Raw genomic sequence first — 16,880 nt, forward strand, 5'->3', positions numbered from 1 at the left:
CAGATTTATTTTTCCTACTCTAATCTAAGCCAACGTGAAGGTTACTTCATCCAGGCATGAGTGGCAGTCTTGCTCCCGAGCCAAGAGCGCCCGGAGGGGACCATGCCCAGAGTAGGCCGCGTCATTCTGCCAAACTATCCCCACCATATAGTTCAGCGGGGCCACAATCGGCAGGCAGTCTTTGTCGAGCAGGAGGACTATGAGCGCTATCTCTCCGACCTCCAGGAGCTGAAAGATGCATTTGGTGTGAAGGTCTATGCCTACTGTCTGATGACGAACCATGTCCACCTGCTCCTGGCGCCAGATGAGTCAGTTGCTGGATTGAGCCAGTTGATGAAAACGCTCTCCGAGCGAATGACTCGCTATCGAAATCGCCTGGAAGGCCGTAGCGGAACCCTGTGGGAATGTCGCTTCAAGTCCAGTGTGGTGCAATCAGACGCTTACCTGCTGGCATGCAGCCGTTACATTGAGCTGAATCCGGTGCGAGCCAAATTGGTTTGTCACGCAGCCGAATACCCCTGGTCGAGTTACACCCAGCACGTGGGAATTGCGTCCAGGTGGCTGGACGTTGATCCCTGCTTTGACGCGCTTGGCGGCTCGGATGAGGAGCGTCATGAGCGTTATCGGGGCTTCCTCAATCAAGCGGCCAGTGATGGTGAAGCCCAACTGATTCGTGAGGCGCTGCAGCGGGGGCAACTGACGGGGAATGCTCGCTTCGTGGAGGAGATTGAGAGGATCGCCGGAGTTCGAATTGAACGGCGAGGCCAGGGGCGGCCTAGGCTGACGCAGGAAGAGTAAGCCTCACCTCTACGTTGTTAATCTTGTCCTAGTGCGTGACCTGCGGTCGGATAGTCATTTCAATGCCGAGGGCATTCATGACGGCCAGTAATGTCTTGAGCGTCGGGTTGCCATGCTCGCTGAATGAGCGGTAGAGCTGCTCGCGAGACAGTCCTGTTTCCCGGGCCAGTTCAGTCATGCCTTTGGCGCGAGCTACTACGCCCATTGCTTTGGCGATATAGGCGGCGTCGCCGGTTTCCAGTGCATCGCTCATGAATTCCGCAATGGCTTCGGGGTTGGTGAGGTAGGTGGCAGGATCGAATTCGGTGAATGTCTCAGTCATGTTGCTTTCTCCACGCTGCCAGCATCTGTTGGGCTGCCTCGATGTCGCGGCTCTGGCTGCTCTTGTCTCCTCCGCACAGGAGTATCAGCAGCGTGTCGCCCTGCTGGTGGAAATACACGCGATAGCCGGGCCCATGGTGAATGCGGAGCTCACTGACTCCCTTGCCAACCGGGGCCATGTCACCGGGCAAGCCCTCTAGCAGGCGGTTGATCCTGGCGACGATGCGGGCTCTTCCGGTGTTGTCCTTCAGCTTCTGCAGCCACGATCGAAACTGGGCGGACTCGATTCTTCTCATGCTGAATGTAGTCTATAAAATACAGTGAAGCCAAGGACTGGCTTCGGGAGCTTGCCGGCTTCCACTGGTTTGCATAGGTGAGGCCGCGCTCTTGATAGGTTGGCCGGAATCGTTTCATGCCGGAAGAAAACGCAAGCCATGAATCAGGGGCAAGGTAGCCTTGCAGCCCAGGATTCGAGCGAGTGCTCGCTCTGCTTCTGAATCAACCTACTGCCGGCTCGGACAAAACTTTCTTCCGCAGGAGGGTCGCTACGGAGGAAAGAGGGAAGGACCTACGCTTCACGCTCAAACGTCTGGGGGCCCACAGGTTCGGGTCGGATGAGTCGCCACGACTGGACAATTGATGGAGTAATGAAAAAGCCCGCCATTCGGCGGGCTTTTTCATGGGTGTAACGCTCAGCGCCGATTAGGCAGCGCAGCAATCACATCCTCCGCCTGCAACCCCTTGTCACGCTGGACAACAGAGAACTCCACGCGCTGCCCTTCGATCAGGATGCGGTGGCCTTCGCCGCGGATGGCGCGGAAGTGAACGAAGATGTCTTCGCCCGAGTCGCGGGAGATAAAGCCGAAGCCCTTGGAGGTGTTGAACCACTTCACGGTGCCGGTTTCGCGGTCGACGCCGGCGAAGGTTTCGACGGCGGCGCTGGCGCTCGGTTTGTTGAGGCTGGCGATCCATTGCAGGACAACGGCGCCGGCCAGGCTGAGCAGCGGCAGCACGATGGCCGGCTGGTCGCCGATGAAGGGCAGCGGGGCGAGCAGGATCAGGATCTGCAGGACCACGGCCAGCACCACCAGGGCGGTGGCGAGGCTCTGCAGGGCGGAGGGGTGTTTCAGTTGGCTGCTCGGGGCGAGCAGGAGGCTGGTCAGACCGAGCAGGGCCAGGTAGATGGCATCGCTCTGTTGCAGGTAGGGCAGGGCATCACTACGCAGACTCGGGATCAAGGACAGCAAGAGTGCGGCGACGCCCGTCACGAGATGGACGATCTTCAACATGGCTACGGATTCACCTTGAGCGGGTAACGAGATAAAGAAGCAGCCAGCCCCGGGTGCGACGCCAGAAAGGAAAAATGAAAGCGTGCCGGGCGGCCTATGCGAGAAACGCACGGCGGGTATTTAACCGCAATCCAGTTGCCTTCTCAAATCAACCGCTTAGGCCATTCGTAGGGGGAGGCAGCCGGCTTTCTGGCCGGCTGCTTATAAAGGGAAGAGGTTATTCGGCGAGCAGGCTGCGCAGCATCCAGGCGGTCTTTTCGTGGACCTGCATGCGCTGGGTCAGCAGGTCGGCGGTGGGCTCATCCGCCACCTTGTCGGCCAGCGGGAAGATGCTGCGGGCGGTGCGCACCACGGCTTCCTGGCCCTGCACCAGCAGGCGGATCATTTCCTGGGCGTCCGGTACGCCTTCTTCTTCCTTGATCGAGGACAGGCGGGCGTAGGCGGCGTAGGTGCCGGGCGCCGGGAAGCCGAGGGCGCGGATGCGCTCGGCGATGCTGTCCACGGCCAGCGCCAACTCGGTGTACTGCCCCTCGAACATCAGGTGCAGGGTGTTGAACATCGGCCCGGTGACGTTCCAGTGGAAGTTGTGGGTCTTCAGGTACAGCGTGTAGGTGTCGGCCAGCAGGCGGGACAGGCCGTCGGCGATGGCGGCGCGGTCCTGTTTGGCGATTCCGATATCGATATCCATGGCGATCTCCTCATCGTGGCACGGGTGATTCAAAGCGTTGGATTCGAGGCTATCACCAGGTCGGGTGCGAAGCTCTTGGTCTATATCAAGGCAATCGATTGAGCTTTTCTATTAAAAGGTGTGCGCCCGGCTGGCTTTTCCACCACCGGAGCCCGGCTGCAACCTGCGGATTTTTCAGGCTATAATCGGCCTCTTTGCCGCGGGACGCGGACCCGTGGCGTTACACAGCCAAGGTGTTCCATGCCGATTTACGAGTACCAGTGCCAGTCCTGCGCGCATCAGCTGGAATCGCTGCAGAAGATCAGCGATGCGCCGTTGGTCGATTGTCCGGCCTGCAAGGCTCCCGAATTGAAGAAGATGTTGTCGGCTCCGGGCTTCCGCCTGGGCGGCAGCGGTTGGTACGAGACCGACTTCAAGACCGGAGCGAAAAAGAACCTGGCCTCCGGCGATGCCCCAGCGGCCTGTCCGGCCACCGGTTGCGGTGCCGGCGCCTGCTCCGCCAGCGAATGAGCGGTTCCCTAGAATTCAAGACTTTCGAGAAGCGAAACACACCATGATGCGCAGCCACTATTGCGGCCAGTTGAACGAGAGCCTGGACGGCCAGGTAGTCACTCTTTGCGGTTGGGTACACCGTCGCCGCGACCACGGCGGGGTGATCTTCCTCGACGTGCGTGATCGTGAAGGTCTGGCCCAGGTGGTGTTCGACCCGGATCGCGTCGAGACCTTCGCCAAGGCTGACCGCGTGCGCAGCGAGTACGTGGTGAAGATCACCGGCAAGGTGCGTCTGCGCCCCGAAGGTGCGCGCAACTCGAACATGGCTTCGGGCGCCATCGAAGTGCTGGGCCACGAGCTGGAAGTGCTGAACCAGGCGGAAACCCCGCCGTTCCCGCTGGACGAATACTCCGACGTGGGCGAGGAAACCCGCCTGCGCTACCGCTTCATCGACCTGCGTCGCCCGGAGATGGCCGCCAAGCTGAAGCTGCGCGCGCGCATCACCAGCAGCATCCGCCGCTACCTGGACGAGAACGGTTTCCTCGACGTGGAAACCCCGATCCTCGGTCGCCCGACGCCGGAAGGCGCGCGCGACTACCTGGTGCCGAGCCGTACCTACCCGGGCCACTTCTTCGCCCTGCCGCAGTCGCCCCAGCTGTTCAAGCAGCTGCTGATGGTGGCCGGCTTCGACCGTTACTACCAGATCGCCAAGTGCTTCCGCGACGAAGACCTGCGTGCCGACCGCCAGCCGGAATTCACCCAGATCGACATCGAGACCAGCTTCCTCGAAGAAAGCGACATCATCGAGATCACCGAGAAGATGGTGCGCCAGCTGTTCAAGGAAGTGCTGAACGTCGAGTTCGACGAATTCCCGCACATGCCGTTCGAAGAGGCCATGCGCCGCTACGGTTCGGACAAGCCTGACCTGCGTATCCCGCTGGAACTGGTCGACGTGGCCGATCAGCTGAAGGACGTCGAGTTCAAGGTCTTCTCCGGCCCGGCCAACGATCCGAAGGGCCGCGTTGCCGCCCTGCGCGTTCCGGGCGGTGCGAGCATGCCGCGCAAGCAGATCGACGACTACACCAAGTTCGTCGGCATCTACGGCGCCAAGGGCCTGGCCTACATCAAGGTCAACGAACGCGCCAAGGGCGTGGAAGGCCTGCAGTCGCCGATCGTGAAGAACATCGCCGAGCCGAACCTGAACGAGATCCTCGATCGCGTCGGTGCGGTCGATGGCGACATCGTGTTCTTCGGCGCCGACAAGGCCAAGATCGTCTGCGACGCCCTGGGCGCGCTGCGCATCAAGGTCGGCCATGACCTCAACCTGCTCACCAAGGAGTGGGCGCCGATGTGGGTCGTGGACTTCCCGATGTTCGAAGAGAACGACGACGGCAGCCTGACCTCGCTGCACCACCCGTTCACCGCGCCCAAGTGCACCCCGGAAGAGCTGGAGGCCAACCCGGCCGGCAAGCTGTCCCGTGCCTACGACATGGTGCTCAACGGCACCGAACTGGGCGGCGGTTCCATCCGTATCCACGACAAGGCCATGCAGCAGGCGGTGTTCCGCGTGCTGGGCATCGACGATGCGGAGCAGGAAGAGAAGTTCGGCTTCCTGCTGGACGCCCTGAAGTACGGCGCACCGCCGCACGGTGGCCTGGCCTTCGGCCTGGACCGTCTGGTGATGCTGATGACTGGCGCGGCGTCGATCCGCGAAGTCATCGCCTTCCCGAAAACCCAGAGCGCCGGCGACGTCATGACCCAGGCTCCGGGCACCGTGGATGCCAAGGCTCTGCGCGAGCTGAACATCCGCCTGCGCGAGCAGCAGAAGGCCGCCGAGTAAGTCGATTCGAATAGCTGGCGGTACCCGCACTGCGGGCGCCGCCAGCGAAGCAAACAAGCGATACGGAGTGAGTTATGGCTGGTCATTCCAAATGGGCCAACATCAAGCACCGCAAGGAACGTCAGGACGCCAAGAAGGGCAAGATCTTCACCAAGCTCATTCGTGAGCTGACCGTCGCTGCCAAGCAGGGCGGTGGGATCCCGGCGGACAACCCGCGTCTGCGCCTGGCCGTGGACAAGGCGCTGACCGCCAACATGACCCGCGACACCATCGACCGCGCCATCCAGCGCGGCGTGGGCTCCAGCGAAGCCGACAACATGGCCGAGCTGACCTACGAAGGTTACGCACCCAGCGGCGTGGCGATCATCGTCGAAGCGATGACCGACAACCGCAACCGCACCGCAGCCGAAGTACGTCATGCCTTCAGCAAGTGCGGCGGCAACCTGGGCACTGACGGTTCCGTTGCGTACATGTTCGAGCGCAAGGGCCAGATCAGCTACGCGCCGGGCGTGAACGAGGAAGCGTTGATGGATGCCGCGCTGGAAGCCGGCGCCGACGACGTGGTGGTCAACGACGATGGCTCCATCGACGTGTTCACCACCTTCGCCGACTTCATCTCGGTCAACGAAGCGCTGACCGAAGCCGGTTTCAAGGGCGACGAAGCGGAGATCACCATGATCCCGTCGACCGTGGCGACCCTGGACCTGGACACCGCGCAGAAGGTCCTCAAGCTGATCGACATGCTCGAAGACCTGGACGACGTGCAGAACGTCTACTCCAATGCGGACATCCCGGACGAGGTGATGGCCCAGCTGGGCTGATCCCACCACCGGCGATGTGCTGAAGCCGGAAGCGGGAGTGGTCGTCAGCGGCGCCTCCCGCTTCCGGTTTTTGTTATCTGAAGTACAGGTTACGGACAAGGTTTGATCGGACGGACATGACCCTGATTCTCGGCATCGACCCAGGTTCACGGATTACCGGCTTCGGCGTGGTGCGCGACACCGGCCGTGGCTGCGAGTACGTGGCTTCGGGCTGTATCCGTACCGGCAACGGCGAGCTGTTCGAACGCCTGCAGATCGTCTTCCGTGGCGTGCGCGAGGTCATCCAGACCTACCAGCCGACCATGATGGGCATCGAGCAGGTGTTCATGGCGCGCAACGCCGACTCGGCGCTGAAGCTGGGGCAGGCGCGCGGCGCGGCTATCGTCGCGGCGGCGGAAGAGGGGTTGCAGATCGCCGAGTACACCGCCAGCCAGGTCAAGCAGGCCATTGCCGGCACCGGCGGCGCGGACAAACAGCAGGTGCAGATGATGGTCATGCACCTGCTCAAACTGGTACAGAAGCCGCAGATCGACGCCTCCGACGCCCTGGCCATCGCCTTGTGCCATGCGCACACCCGGCAGAGCCTGGTGCCGCATGGTCTGGTGGGTGCCCGCCGTCGTGGCGGACGCCTGCGCCTGTGATATCCGGAAAAACATTGAGCAAGGACAAACACCCGTGATTGGACGCCTGCGTGGCACCCTGGCGGAAAAGCAGCCGCCGCACCTGATCGTCGACGTGAATGGCGTGGGCTACGAGCTGGAAGTGCCGATGACCACCCTGTACCGCCTGCCGAGCCTGGGCGAGCCGGTGACCCTGCACACCCACCTGGTGGTGCGCGAGGATGCCCACCTGCTCTACGGCTTCGCCGAGAAGCGCGAGCGCGAACTGTTCCGCGAGCTGATCCGCCTCAATGGCGTTGGCCCGAAGCTGGCGCTGGCGCTGATGTCGGGGCTTGAGGTCGATGAACTGGTGCGTTGCGTGCAGGCGCAGGATACTTCCACCCTGGTGAAGATTCCCGGCGTCGGCAAGAAGACCGCCGAGCGCCTGCTGGTGGAGCTGAAGGATCGATTCAAGGCGTGGGAGAATATTCCCTCCATCGCGCCGTTGGTGGTGGAACCCCTGCGGGCTGCCGCAGTCTCAAGCGCCGAGTCCGATGCGGTCAGTGCGCTGATCGCCCTGGGCTTCAAACCCCAGGAGGCGAGCCGCGCCGTGGCCGCCGTGCAGGAGGAAGGCTTGTCCAGCGAAGAACTCATCCGCCGTTCCCTCAAGGGCATGGTCTAGGTAGACACTGATGATCGAAGCCGATCGCCTGATTTCCTCCGCTTCCACTCGCGACCGCGAAGAGCAGTTCGACCGCGCCATCCGCCCGCTCAAGCTGGCGGACTACGTCGGCCAGCCGGTGGTGCGCGAACAGATGGAGCTGTTCATCCAGGCGGCCCGTGGGCGTCAGGAAGCGCTGGATCACACGCTGATCTTCGGCCCGCCCGGCCTGGGCAAGACCACCCTGGCGAACATCATCGCCCAGGAGATGGGGGTTTCGATCAAGAGTACTTCCGGCCCGGTGCTGGAACGCCCCGGCGACCTGGCGGCGATCCTCACCAACCTCGAACCCAACGACGTGCTGTTCGTGGACGAGATCCATCGCCTGTCGCCCATCGTCGAGGAAGTGCTGTACCCGGCCATGGAAGACTTCCAGCTGGACATCATGATCGGCGAGGGCCCGGCTGCGCGTTCGATCAAGCTGGACCTGCCACCCTTTACCCTGGTCGGCGCGACGACTCGCGCCGGCATGCTGACCAATCCGCTGCGTGACCGCTTCGGTATCGTCCAGCGTCTCGAGTTCTACGGTGTGGACGACCTGTCCAGCATCGTCGCCCGCTCGGCGGGCATCCTGGGTCTGGAGATCGAGCCGGCGGGTGCTTTTGAGATCGCGCGGCGCGCACGGGGCACGCCACGGATCGCCAACCGCCTGCTGCGGCGGGTACGGGATTTCGCCGAGGTGCGCGGCACCGGGCATATCAGCCGCGACATCGCCGACAAGGCGCTGAACCTGCTGGACGTGGACGAGCGAGGCTTCGATCACCAGGACCGCCGCCTGCTGTTGACCATGATCGACAAGTTCGACGGTGGGCCGGTGGGTATCGATAACCTGGCGGCGGCCATCAGTGAAGAAAGACATACGATTGAAGATGTGCTGGAGCCCTATCTGATCCAGCAAGGCTATATCATGCGCACACCGCGCGGCCGCGTCGTGACCCGGCATGCGTACCTGCATTTCGGCCTGAATGTGCCGAAGCGGATGGGGGAGGGGACGACATCGGATCTGTTCGTCCCTGAAGATGGTAATTAATTGCATTTGTAGACGATTGCCGATTGGCAAAGTCTCTACTTGGTTCTAGAGTATGCGCGCGCAACACGGGGGTCAGCCGTTCCAGCAGCGGTATCGGGTCTATTACGAGGACACCGATGCCGGCGGCATCGTCTACTACGTCAACTACCTCAAGTTCATGGAGCGGGCTCGTACCGAGCGGCTGCGTGATCTGGGCTTCGCCCAGTCACAGCTGGCGGGGGAGAACCTGCTTTTCGTCGTTCATTCGGCCGAAGCGCGCTATCACGCGCCGGCCCGCCTGGATGACGAGCTGCTTGTCAGCGTCGAGGTGGAGGAGTTGAACCGTGCGAGCCTGAAGTTTCGTCAACAGGTTCGACGGGCGTCGGATTCGACCTTGCTCTGCGAGGGACGATTCCTGGTGGCGTGCGTGCGGGCGGACAACCTGAAACCCCGCGCTATCCCAGATGTGTTGCGTGCGGCATTTGCCGGCAGTCCGGACACCCTTTCAGCAGGAGATTAACGTGGAACCGAACGTCGTCGACCATACTTCCATGTGGAGCTTGATCAGTAACGCCAGCGTCGTGGTACAGCTGGTGATGCTGACCCTGGTGGCCGCATCGGTCACTTCCTGGATCATGATTTTCCAGCGCAGCAACATGATGCGCTCGGCGAAGAAGGCCCTGGAAACTTTCGAAGAGCGCTTCTGGTCGGGCATCGACCTGTCCAAGCTCTACCGCCAGGCGGGCAGCAACCCCGATCCGGACTCGGGGGTCGAGCAGATCTTCCGTGCCGGCTTCAAGGAATTCTCCCGTCTGCGCCAGCAGGCCGGCGTTGACCCGGATGCGGTGATGGAAGGCGTTTCCCGCGCCATGCGCGTTGCCATTTCCCGTGAGGAAGAGAAGCTGGAAACCAGCCTGCCGTTCCTCGCCACCGTCGGCTCCACCAGCCCGTACATCGGTCTGTTCGGTACCGTATGGGGCATCATGAACTCCTTCCGTGGCCTGGCCACCGTGCAGCAGGCCACCCTCGCCACCGTGGCGCCGGGTATCGCCGAAGCACTGATCGCTACCGCCATCGGCCTGTTCGCGGCCATTCCCGCGGTCATCGCCTACAACCGTTTCGCCGCCCGCTCGGAAATGCTCATCGGCCGCTACTACACCTTCGCCGACGAGTTCCAGGCCATCCTGCACCGCAAAGTGCACACCAGCGACGATTGAAGACGACCAAGAGGTAAGCCGTCATGGCAAGAGTTCGTCACAAGCGCAAGCCGGTCGCGGAAATGAACGTGGTGCCCTACATCGACGTGATGTTGGTGCTGCTGGTCATTTTCATGGTGACCGCGCCCATGCTCAACCAGGGCGTCAAGGTCGACCTGCCCAAGGTTTCCAGCGAAGCGCTGCCGCAGGATAACGATTCCCGCGTGCTCACCATCTCCATCAAGGCCGACAAGACCTACTACTGGAACATGGGTTCGGAAGTCGACCCCGATCAGGGCAAGGGCAGCCAGACTGCCGTGGACCTCGATCAACTGGTCAACGCTGCCTCCGGCATCATGGCCGAGAACAGCCGCCAGGGTAAGAAAGTCCAGGTCTTCGTCCGTGGGGACAAGGCAGTCGACTATGGCTCGGTCATGGCCGTCATGGGCGGTCTGCAGAAAGCCGGAGTCGGCAACGTCGGTCTGATTACCGAGGCACCAGGTAGTTGATGCACCAGCTCGAGCGCTCTCAATCGGAAGGCTACTTCTGGCCCACGGTCCTCGCCGTGGCCCTGCACGTCCTGATCTTCGCCATGCTGTTCGTCAGCTGGGCCAGTACGCCTGAACTGCCGCCTTCGCGGCCGATCGTCCAGGCTACCCTGTACCAGCTGAAGTCCAAGAGCCAGGCAACCCAGCAGACCAACCAGAAGATAGCCGGCGAGTCGAAGAAGACTTCGGCCAAGCAATACGAGCAGGAGCAGCTCGAGCAGAAGAAGGCTGAGCAGCAGGCATTGGCTGCTGCGAAAGCCGAGGAACAAAAGAAGGCTGATGCGGCTCAAAAGGCTGCAGATGCCGCTGAGAAAGCGGCAGAAGCCAAGAAGGCAGACGACGCCAAGAAGGCGGCCGATGCCGCCGCAGCCGCCAAGAAAGCGGCTGAGGCCAAGGCTGCCGAGCAGAAACAGCAGGCGGATATCGCCAAGAAGAAAGCCGAGGAAGAGGCCAAGAAAGAGGCCGCTGAAGAGGCGAAGAAGAAAGCTGCCGAGGACGCCAAGAAGAAGGCCGCCGAGGACGCGAAGAAGAAAGCCGCCGCGGATGAAGCCAAGAAGAAGGCTGCCGCGGTCGAGGCTGCGAAGAAGAAGGCTGCCGCTGCAGCCGCCGCCGCAGCCCGCAAGGCAACGGAAGACAAGAAGGCCCAGGCGCTGGCCGAACTGCTGTCGGATGACACGCAACGGCAACAGGCCCTGGCCGACGAGCAAGGTAACGAGGTGGCGGGCAACTTCGACGATCTGATCGTCAGCCTGGTGAGCCAGCAGTGGAGCCGTCCTCCTTCAGCTCGTAACGGAATGAGCGTAGAAGTGCTGATTCAGATGCTGCCGAGCGGCGCCATCACCAATGTGAGCGTGACACGCTCCAGTGGTGACAAGCCGTTCGACGATTCGGCGGTGGCTGCGGTCCGAAATGTGGGCCGTATTCCCGAACTGCAAAAACTGGATCGCGCCACTTTCGATAGCCTGTATCGTCAGCGCCGAATGGTCTTCAAACCGGAGGATTTAGATCTGTGAGTACCCTGATTCGCTTCGCGCTCTTCGCCCTGGCCCTGGTGGCCGGCGCAGCGCAGGCCGCCGACCCGCTGGTTATCTCCAGTGGTCGTGACTCGGCCGTCCCGATCGCCGTGGTTCCGTTCGGCTGGCAGGGCGGTAACGTCCTGCCCGAGGACATGTCGAACATCATCGGCAACGACCTGCGCAACTCCGGTTACTTCGAGCCGATTCCGCGCCAGAACATGATCAGCCAGCCGGCCCAGGCCAGCGAAGTGATCTACCGTGACTGGCAGGCCCTCGGTGCTCAGTACGTCCTGGTCGGCAGCATCGTGCCCAGCGGTGGCCGCCTGCAGATCCAGTACGCCCTGCTCAACGTGGCGACCCAGGAGCAGGTCCTGACCGGTAGCGTCGGTGGTACCACCGACCAACTGCGCGACATGTCGCACTACATTGCCGACCAGTCGTTCGAGAAGCTGACCGGCATCAAGGGTGCATTCTCCACCAAGCTGCTCTACGTGACCGCTGAGCGCTTCTCGGTGGATAACACCCGCTACACCCTGCAGCGCTCCGACTATGACGGCGCCCGCCCGGTGACCCTACTGCAGTCGCGCGAGCCGATCCTTTCGCCGCGCTTCTCGCCCGATGGCCGTCGCATTGCCTACGTGTCCTTCGAGCAGAAGCGTCCGCGCATCTTCATGCAGTACGTCGACACTGGCCGTCGCGAGCAGATCTCCAACTTCGAAGGCCTCAACGGCGCCCCGGCCTTCTCGCCGGACGGCAACCGCCTGGCCTTCGTGCTGTCGCGTGACGGCAACCCGGAGATCTACGTGATGGACCTGGGCAGCCGCCAGCTGCGTCGCCTGACCAACAACTCGGCGATCGACACCGAGCCCTTCTGGGGTGCGGACGGCTCGACCCTGTACTTCACCTCGGATCGTGGCGGCAAGCCGCAGATCTACAAGATGAACGTGAACTCGGGCGCTACCGACCGCGTGACCTTCATCGGCAACTACAACGCCAACCCGAAACTCTCGGCGGATGAGAAGACCCTGGTCATGGTTCACCGCCAGGATGGTTTCACCAACTTCCAGATCGCGGCGCAGGACCTTCAGCGCGGTAATCTCCGGGTACTTTCCAACACCAATCTGGACGATTCGCCCACTGTTGCGCCAAATGGCACGATGCTAATATACGCCACCCGCCAGCAGGACCGGGGCGTGTTGATGCTCGTGAGCATCAACGGACGTGTTCGGTTACCGCTACCCACCGCTCAAGGCGACGTGCGCGAGCCTTCCTGGTCCCCTTACCTGAACTGACGGTTGCCAACTGTTTCAAATTTATACACTGGGGTTCATTAGGAGTTACATGATGGAAATGCTGAAATTCGGCAAATTTGCCGTTATCGCCCTCGCCATGGCTGTTGCCGTCGGCTGTTCGTCCAAGAAAGGCGATGCTACTGGCGAAGGCGCCAATGGCGGCGTTGATCCGAACGCTGGCTACGGCGCAAACAGCGGTGCCGTTGACGGCTCCCTGAGCGACGAAGCTGCTCTGCGCGCTATCACCACCTTCTACTTCGAGTACGACAGCTCCGACCTGAAGCCGGAAGCCATGCGTGCCCTGGACGTACACGCCAAGGACCTGAAAGGTTCCGGCCAGCGCGTAGTCCTGGAAGGTCACACTGACGAGCGCGGCACCCGTGAGTACAACATGGCTCTGGGCGAGCGTCGTGCCAAGGCCGTTCAGCGCTACCTGGTACTGCAGGGCGTTTCCCCGGCTCAGCTGGAACTGGTTTCCTACGGCAAAGAGCGTCCGGTTGCCACTGGCCATGACGAGCAGTCCTGGGCCCAGAACCGTCGCGTTGAGCTGAAGAAGTAAGACCTGATGCCGATGCGCCTGCGTTTTCTGACCTTGATCGCATGCGGACTGCCCCTCATGGCGGCAGCCGCGGTTCCGGTACAGGACGGTAATGGTGGCTATGCCAGCACACCGCCCTCGGGTTATGGCACCGCAGGCGCTGATGGCGCCTACGCCGGAGGCGGGATGACAACTCCCGTCTCCGGTCAGGCTCAGCTGTTCATGCAGCTGCAGCAGATGCAGGACGAGATGTCCCGTCTGCGCGGCATGCTCGAAGAACAGCAGAACCAGATCCAGCAGATGAAGCAGGAAAACCAGGAACGCTTCCAGGACATCGACAGCCGCCTTTCCAGCGGTGCAGGTGCAGGAGCGGCCGGTGCTGCTGTTCAACCCAATTCCCCCGCTGCCGGCGCCAGTGCCGGGGCTGCCGCAGGAGCAGGCGCTGCCGCCGCCCAGCAACAGCAGCCCGCCGCCAGCAGCGAGCCGGGTGACCCGGCAAAAGAAAAGCTGTACTACGACGCTGCCTTCGACCTGATCAAGGCCAAGGACTTCGACAAGGCCAGCCAGGCCTTCGGCGCCTTCCTGCGCAAGTACCCGAGTAGCCAGTACGCTGGCAACGCCCAGTACTGGCTCGGTGAAGTGAACCTTGCCAAGGGTGACCTGCAGGGTGCCGGCCAGGCCTTTGCCCGTGTCAGCCAGGCTTACCCGAGCAGCGCCAAGGTGCCGGATTCGCTGTACAAGCTTGCCGATGTCGAGCGCCGCCTGGGCAATACCGACAAGGCCCGTGGCATCCTGCAGCAGGTCGTGGCCCAGTATCCGGGCACTTCCGCTGCCCAGCTGTCCCAGCGTGACCTGAAGAACCTCAAGTAAGGTTCCGCACAGTCCGAAAACCCGCGCCCGTCGCGGGTTTTTTCGTTAGACGAATGGGGCACAAATCATTTGCCCGATCTCGCTCGGAGGCCCATTCTACGGGCCTTCTAGCCGAGGGCGGAGCGGTGCACAAGGGGCGAGAATCCCCGATGTGCACGGTGCTGGCGCCCGGTGCACGTGACCCAGGAGCCAGCATGGCCGATCATCTGATGAAGCGCGACGGGCGTTTTGTTTATCGCCGCCGTTACCCTGTCGAAGTTGCAGCAATCGTGGGGCGCCGGGAGTTCCGGCAAGCCCTCGATACCGCTGATCGCAGGACCGCCCTGGAGAAGGCGCGGGTAGTGTCGGTTGAGTTCGACCGCATCTGTCGGGAAGCCCTGGCACAGACAGCACGGCAGGCCCTTGGCATGGCTCCCGGCGTCGAGGTAGGTCAACCCCCAAGGGTCACGGCAGAGGCAATTCTAGAGCGCTTGCGAGCCGTTGTAGACGGAGCTACCCGGTCGGCTATCGAAGCCCTGGTACCAAGCCAACGGCACGCCCCGACCTGGACTGCTGAACTGGAGTGGCGCAAGGCCGCAATGCTGGCCATTGCCGAGGGCAAACACCCTGGAGCAGCGGACTATAACCCTGCTGAGGCGATGGCCGCGCATGCCGCTCTGGAGGCCCTGGAGCGTGGCGAGCTGCCGACCCTTGTCCAGGCTGCTCCGACGTCTGCTGTGCCTCCTGAGCCTGTTCCCGAGCCCACCGATTCAACGGTACCGGCACGACCTGGGCAGACCACCGCCGCCGAGTTCAACAAGGTGCTGGGGCTGTACGTCGAGCATGCCAGTCGGCGCCGTGGACAGCAGGTGCGGACGCTTTGCAAGGACGCGCTGCGCTGGCCAGCAACACCAGCGGAGCAGGTCCAGAACATCCTCGCCTACGGCAAGCGCAAGCTCGCTGCTGGCGGTAAAGCGTCCTCCCTGAGCACGAGTACAGGGGCACTCCTGGCTGTGCTGCGCTGCATGCCTGGATGGGAAGGGATCAAGCTGCCGCGCCTGGATGCCACTGCGAAAACTATCCGTTCCGGTGCTGGCGCCAGGAAGGGGGACCGGCAACCCATCCCGCTGGCTGTGCTCCGGGCGTGCATTAAGGATATGCAGGAGACGGCGCCTGCTGTCGATGCTGCCGCCCTGGTTCTACTGGCCCGGTACGGCATGCGCCCATCTGAGTTGCTGCGCGAGGGGCCGGACGCCCTGGTAGAGCGCTCGGACATCATGGGCAATAAATCGCTTGTGTTCCAGGCGGGACTCACCGACCGCAAGACCAAAGCCAGCCGACGAGACTTGCCCGTCTGTGCTGACGATGCCGAGTTGTTCCGGCTGGTCCTGGGGGAGAGGGGCGAGCCTACCGACCTTGTGCGCCGTACTGAGCAGCGCGTTCGCCGGCTGCACGATCTGTTGGGCAGAAGGCTCCCGGCTGGGTTGACGCTCTACAGCGTCCGGCACACCGCTGCCGACCTGATGCGCGAAGCTAAGGCGACTGATCAAGAGATTGGCGTGATCCTGGGTCACACTTCAACGCAGAGCATGACTAGCATTTATGGTGGATTGGCCCCGCTCACTGCGCAGCGGGAGCTGTTAGACAAGGTGCGCGACCTGCTCGAAAAGCCTCCGGCCTAAATCTGATTTAGCCGTGCGCCGGGGTATCTGACCCCATCAAGGCGCCGATTCCCCCGTGGGGTGCAGGCTGCTGGCGGGACGGGGCAGTCGCCGGGGAGGGCTCACGCGGTTAGAGCGCGTGAGCCCAGGCCGTTACTTTCGTAGGCGGTCGTAATCATCGTCTCCGATTACAGGCCCAGTAGGGCCTTGCTCTTTCAGCAAGCTAATGGAGTGCTCGCAGTCGGAGAGGTTGTGGTAGCCCTCTGAACTAACAGCAATGATCTTGGAGTTCTTCGCCGTAAATCGCCAACGCCACTCCTTTGCAGCGTCCTTGTAGATGAAGAAGTAAGCAACCTCAGCCATTGGTAACTCTCCTTGTGAAACTGACGTAGGAGAGCTGACGCTAGCAACTTGCCATCTCGCTTGTCCATTGCGCTCGGTCAAATCTCCATATGGCTCAGAAGGTACACCCTGCGAGCCATCCCATGCCCTGGGCTTGCCATGTGGCTCAATGGTGTTGACAAGATAATGAGCCATTCCTATATTGTGAGCCATATATTGCGAGCCACCAGGGGACTCACAACATGGCCACCATTGGGTACAGCCGCGTCAGCACGAACGATCAGAGTGTTGAAGCTCAACAGCACAGCCTCTCTCAGGCTCACCGTATCGACCGCTTCTACGCCGACGAGGGTGTTAGCGGCGCTGTAAAGGCCCTGGAGCGGCCGCAGTTCAAGGCTATGGCTGAGTACCTACGCGACGGGGATACGCTTGTCGTGGCCGCTGTAGACCGCCTAGGGCGCGATACCATTGATGTGCTGTTGACGGTGGAGTACCTGACCGCCAAGGGCGTGAGCATCATCAGCAAGCGGGAGGGCTTCGACCTCAGTACCCCGATGGGTAAGGCCATGCTCACCATGCTAGCGGCTGTGGCCGAGCTGGAGCGATCCAACATCAAGGCCCGGCAGATGGCTGGTATCGAGCGCGCCAAGGCTGAGGGCAGAGCGCTGGGGCGTTCCAAGGTGATCGACGACGTTGACGTGCGGCAATGGCGGGCAGCGCACGACGCCAGCATCAAGACTACGGCTGAACATTTCGGCATCAGCCCTGCCAGCGTGAAGCGGGCCTGCAAGATCGCCGCCTGATCCTTCCCTGCACTTCCTACCTCAACGCCCGGCCCCGCGCTGGGCGTTGTCGTTTCT

Annotated in this window: 21 protein-coding genes; 16 read left to right on the forward strand and 5 right to left on the reverse strand. The window is 62.2% G+C overall.

The features are described 5' to 3' along the window. Positions 1-102: 102 nt before the first annotated feature. Positions 103-798, forward strand: coding sequence for a transposase (locus FAS41_RS27745; protein ID WP_138526540.1), 696 nt, complete (start codon positions 103-105; stop codon positions 796-798). Between the two features lie 28 nt (positions 799-826). Here the strand turns inward: FAS41_RS27745 and FAS41_RS27750 are convergent, their stop codons facing one another. From FAS41_RS27750 to FAS41_RS27765, 4 genes are all read right to left on the reverse strand, one after another. Beyond that, positions 827-1,120, reverse strand: a complete 294-nt coding sequence (locus FAS41_RS27750) for an addiction module antidote protein (RefSeq protein ID WP_138526541.1) — start codon at positions 1,118-1,120, stop codon at positions 827-829. Further along, positions 1,113-1,415, reverse strand: coding sequence for a type II toxin-antitoxin system RelE/ParE family toxin (locus FAS41_RS27755; protein ID WP_138526542.1), 303 nt, complete (start codon positions 1,413-1,415; stop codon positions 1,113-1,115). Before FAS41_RS27755 ends, FAS41_RS27750 begins: the two co-directional genes overlap by 8 nt. A 396-nt stretch (positions 1,416-1,811) precedes the next feature. Beyond that, on the reverse strand, positions 1,812-2,408 hold the full coding sequence (locus FAS41_RS31345) for a cold-shock protein (RefSeq protein ID WP_138526543.1): 597 nt from the start codon (positions 2,406-2,408) through the stop codon (positions 1,812-1,814). A gap of 217 nt (positions 2,409-2,625) precedes the next feature. Continuing rightward, a complete protein-coding gene (locus FAS41_RS27765; RefSeq protein WP_081520155.1) occupies positions 2,626-3,096 on the reverse strand; it encodes a Dps family protein in 471 nt (156 codons plus the stop codon). 240 nt (positions 3,097-3,336) lie between these two features. On the opposite strand from FAS41_RS27765, the gene FAS41_RS27770 reads away from it, so the two are divergent. The 14 genes from FAS41_RS27770 to FAS41_RS27835 all read left to right on the forward strand — a co-directional run bounded on the left by FAS41_RS27770 (position 3,337) and on the right by FAS41_RS27835 (position 15,699). Continuing rightward, entirely contained in the window at positions 3,337-3,606 is a 270-nt protein-coding gene (locus tag FAS41_RS27770) for an FmdB family zinc ribbon protein (RefSeq protein WP_017522110.1), read from the forward strand. 43 nt (positions 3,607-3,649) lie between these two features. Then, positions 3,650-5,428, forward strand: a complete 1,779-nt coding sequence (gene aspS, locus FAS41_RS27775) for an aspartate--tRNA ligase (RefSeq protein WP_024763363.1) — start codon at positions 3,650-3,652, stop codon at positions 5,426-5,428. A 74-nt stretch (positions 5,429-5,502) separates the two neighbouring features. Then, positions 5,503-6,249 (forward strand): YebC/PmpR family DNA-binding transcriptional regulator, encoded by a 747-nt coding sequence (locus tag FAS41_RS27780; RefSeq protein WP_138526544.1) that lies wholly within the window; start codon positions 5,503-5,505, stop codon positions 6,247-6,249. Positions 6,250-6,365: 116 nt separating this feature from the next. Then, complete coding sequence (gene ruvC / locus FAS41_RS27785) at positions 6,366-6,890, forward strand: crossover junction endodeoxyribonuclease RuvC (RefSeq protein ID WP_081520158.1); 525 nt, start codon at positions 6,366-6,368, stop codon at positions 6,888-6,890. A gap of 34 nt (positions 6,891-6,924) precedes the next feature. Then, positions 6,925-7,530, forward strand: a complete 606-nt coding sequence (gene ruvA, locus FAS41_RS27790; protein ID WP_138526545.1) for a Holliday junction branch migration protein RuvA — start codon at positions 6,925-6,927, stop codon at positions 7,528-7,530. Positions 7,531-7,540: 10 nt separating this feature from the next. Beyond that, a complete protein-coding gene (gene ruvB / locus FAS41_RS27795; protein ID WP_138526546.1) occupies positions 7,541-8,599 on the forward strand; it encodes a Holliday junction branch migration DNA helicase RuvB in 1,059 nt (352 codons plus the stop codon). 52 nt (positions 8,600-8,651) lie between these two features. Then, positions 8,652-9,098, forward strand: a complete 447-nt coding sequence (ybgC, locus tag FAS41_RS27800; protein WP_081520161.1) for a tol-pal system-associated acyl-CoA thioesterase — start codon at positions 8,652-8,654, stop codon at positions 9,096-9,098. A 1-nt stretch (position 9,099) separates the two neighbouring features. Next, positions 9,100-9,795 (forward strand): protein TolQ, encoded by a 696-nt coding sequence (tolQ, locus tag FAS41_RS27805; RefSeq protein WP_045210353.1) that lies wholly within the window; start codon positions 9,100-9,102, stop codon positions 9,793-9,795. Positions 9,796-9,818: 23 nt separating this feature from the next. Further along, positions 9,819-10,283 carry a protein TolR gene (gene tolR, locus FAS41_RS27810; protein WP_138526547.1) on the forward strand — a complete coding sequence of 155 codons (465 nt, stop codon included), beginning with the start codon at positions 9,819-9,821 and terminating at the stop codon, positions 10,281-10,283. Further along, a complete protein-coding gene (tolA, locus tag FAS41_RS27815; protein WP_138526548.1) occupies positions 10,280-11,335 on the forward strand; it encodes a cell envelope integrity protein TolA in 1,056 nt (351 codons plus the stop codon). The genes tolR and tolA overlap by 4 nt, the downstream gene beginning before the upstream one ends. Further along, complete coding sequence (gene tolB, locus FAS41_RS27820; protein ID WP_088416498.1) at positions 11,332-12,630, forward strand: Tol-Pal system beta propeller repeat protein TolB; 1,299 nt, start codon at positions 11,332-11,334, stop codon at positions 12,628-12,630. The genes tolA and tolB overlap by 4 nt, the downstream gene beginning before the upstream one ends. 52 nt (positions 12,631-12,682) lie before the next feature. Further along, positions 12,683-13,189 carry a peptidoglycan-associated lipoprotein Pal gene (pal, locus tag FAS41_RS27825; RefSeq protein ID WP_017522099.1) on the forward strand — a complete coding sequence of 169 codons (507 nt, stop codon included), beginning with the start codon at positions 12,683-12,685 and terminating at the stop codon, positions 13,187-13,189. Positions 13,190-13,195: 6 nt separating this feature from the next. Continuing rightward, positions 13,196-14,038, forward strand: a complete 843-nt coding sequence (ybgF, locus tag FAS41_RS27830) for a tol-pal system protein YbgF (protein WP_138526549.1) — start codon at positions 13,196-13,198, stop codon at positions 14,036-14,038. Positions 14,039-14,232: 194 nt separating this feature from the next. After that, a complete protein-coding gene (locus tag FAS41_RS27835) occupies positions 14,233-15,699 on the forward strand; it encodes a DUF6538 domain-containing protein (protein ID WP_138526550.1) in 1,467 nt (488 codons plus the stop codon). A gap of 132 nt (positions 15,700-15,831) precedes the next feature. On the opposite strand, the gene FAS41_RS31385 is transcribed toward FAS41_RS27835, so the two are convergent. Beyond that, positions 15,832-16,233 carry a YegP family protein gene (locus FAS41_RS31385; protein ID WP_342782961.1) on the reverse strand — a complete coding sequence of 134 codons (402 nt, stop codon included), beginning with the start codon at positions 16,231-16,233 and terminating at the stop codon, positions 15,832-15,834. 29 nt (positions 16,234-16,262) lie between these two features. Here FAS41_RS31385 and FAS41_RS27845 point away from each other — a divergent pair, with 29 nt between their 5' ends. Beyond that, complete coding sequence (locus FAS41_RS27845; RefSeq protein ID WP_138526552.1) at positions 16,263-16,823, forward strand: recombinase family protein; 561 nt, start codon at positions 16,263-16,265, stop codon at positions 16,821-16,823. Positions 16,824-16,880 lie beyond the last annotated feature (57 nt).

This window comes from Pseudomonas nicosulfuronedens, assembly GCF_005877905.1.
GTDB classification, from domain to species: Bacteria; Pseudomonadota; Gammaproteobacteria; order Pseudomonadales; family Pseudomonadaceae; genus Pseudomonas; species Pseudomonas nicosulfuronedens.

What these genes read in the sequence shown, in the direction of transcription:
- FAS41_RS27750 (WP_138526541.1), bottom strand. Translation starts at nt 1,120, where the DNA reads ATGACTGAGACATTCACCGAATTCGATCCTGCCACCTACCTCACCAAC.
- pal (WP_017522099.1), top strand. Translation starts at nt 12,683, where the DNA reads ATGGAAATGCTGAAATTCGGCAAATTTGCCGTTATCGCCCTCGCCATG.
- FAS41_RS31345 (WP_138526543.1), bottom strand. Translation starts at nt 2,408, where the DNA reads ATGTTGAAGATCGTCCATCTCGTGACGGGCGTCGCCGCACTCTTGCTG.
- FAS41_RS27755 (WP_138526542.1), bottom strand. Translation starts at nt 1,415, where the DNA reads ATGAGAAGAATCGAGTCCGCCCAGTTTCGATCGTGGCTGCAGAAGCTG.
- FAS41_RS27780 (WP_138526544.1), top strand. Translation starts at nt 5,503, where the DNA reads ATGGCTGGTCATTCCAAATGGGCCAACATCAAGCACCGCAAGGAACGT.
- FAS41_RS27765 (WP_081520155.1), bottom strand. Translation starts at nt 3,096, where the DNA reads ATGGATATCGATATCGGAATCGCCAAACAGGACCGCGCCGCCATCGCC.
- aspS (WP_024763363.1), top strand. Translation starts at nt 3,650, where the DNA reads ATGATGCGCAGCCACTATTGCGGCCAGTTGAACGAGAGCCTGGACGGC.
- FAS41_RS27745 (WP_138526540.1), top strand. Translation starts at nt 103, where the DNA reads ATGCCCAGAGTAGGCCGCGTCATTCTGCCAAACTATCCCCACCATATA.
- FAS41_RS31385 (WP_342782961.1), bottom strand. Translation starts at nt 16,233, where the DNA reads ATGGCTCACAATATAGGAATGGCTCATTATCTTGTCAACACCATTGAG.
- tolR (WP_138526547.1), top strand. Translation starts at nt 9,819, where the DNA reads ATGGCAAGAGTTCGTCACAAGCGCAAGCCGGTCGCGGAAATGAACGTG.
- FAS41_RS27845 (WP_138526552.1), top strand. Translation starts at nt 16,263, where the DNA reads ATGGCCACCATTGGGTACAGCCGCGTCAGCACGAACGATCAGAGTGTT.
- ybgC (WP_081520161.1), top strand. Translation starts at nt 8,652, where the DNA reads ATGCGCGCGCAACACGGGGGTCAGCCGTTCCAGCAGCGGTATCGGGTC.
- ruvC (WP_081520158.1), top strand. Translation starts at nt 6,366, where the DNA reads ATGACCCTGATTCTCGGCATCGACCCAGGTTCACGGATTACCGGCTTC.
- ruvB (WP_138526546.1), top strand. Translation starts at nt 7,541, where the DNA reads ATGATCGAAGCCGATCGCCTGATTTCCTCCGCTTCCACTCGCGACCGC.
- FAS41_RS27835 (WP_138526550.1), top strand. Translation starts at nt 14,233, where the DNA reads ATGGCCGATCATCTGATGAAGCGCGACGGGCGTTTTGTTTATCGCCGC.
- FAS41_RS27770 (WP_017522110.1), top strand. Translation starts at nt 3,337, where the DNA reads ATGCCGATTTACGAGTACCAGTGCCAGTCCTGCGCGCATCAGCTGGAA.
- ybgF (WP_138526549.1), top strand. Translation starts at nt 13,196, where the DNA reads ATGCCGATGCGCCTGCGTTTTCTGACCTTGATCGCATGCGGACTGCCC.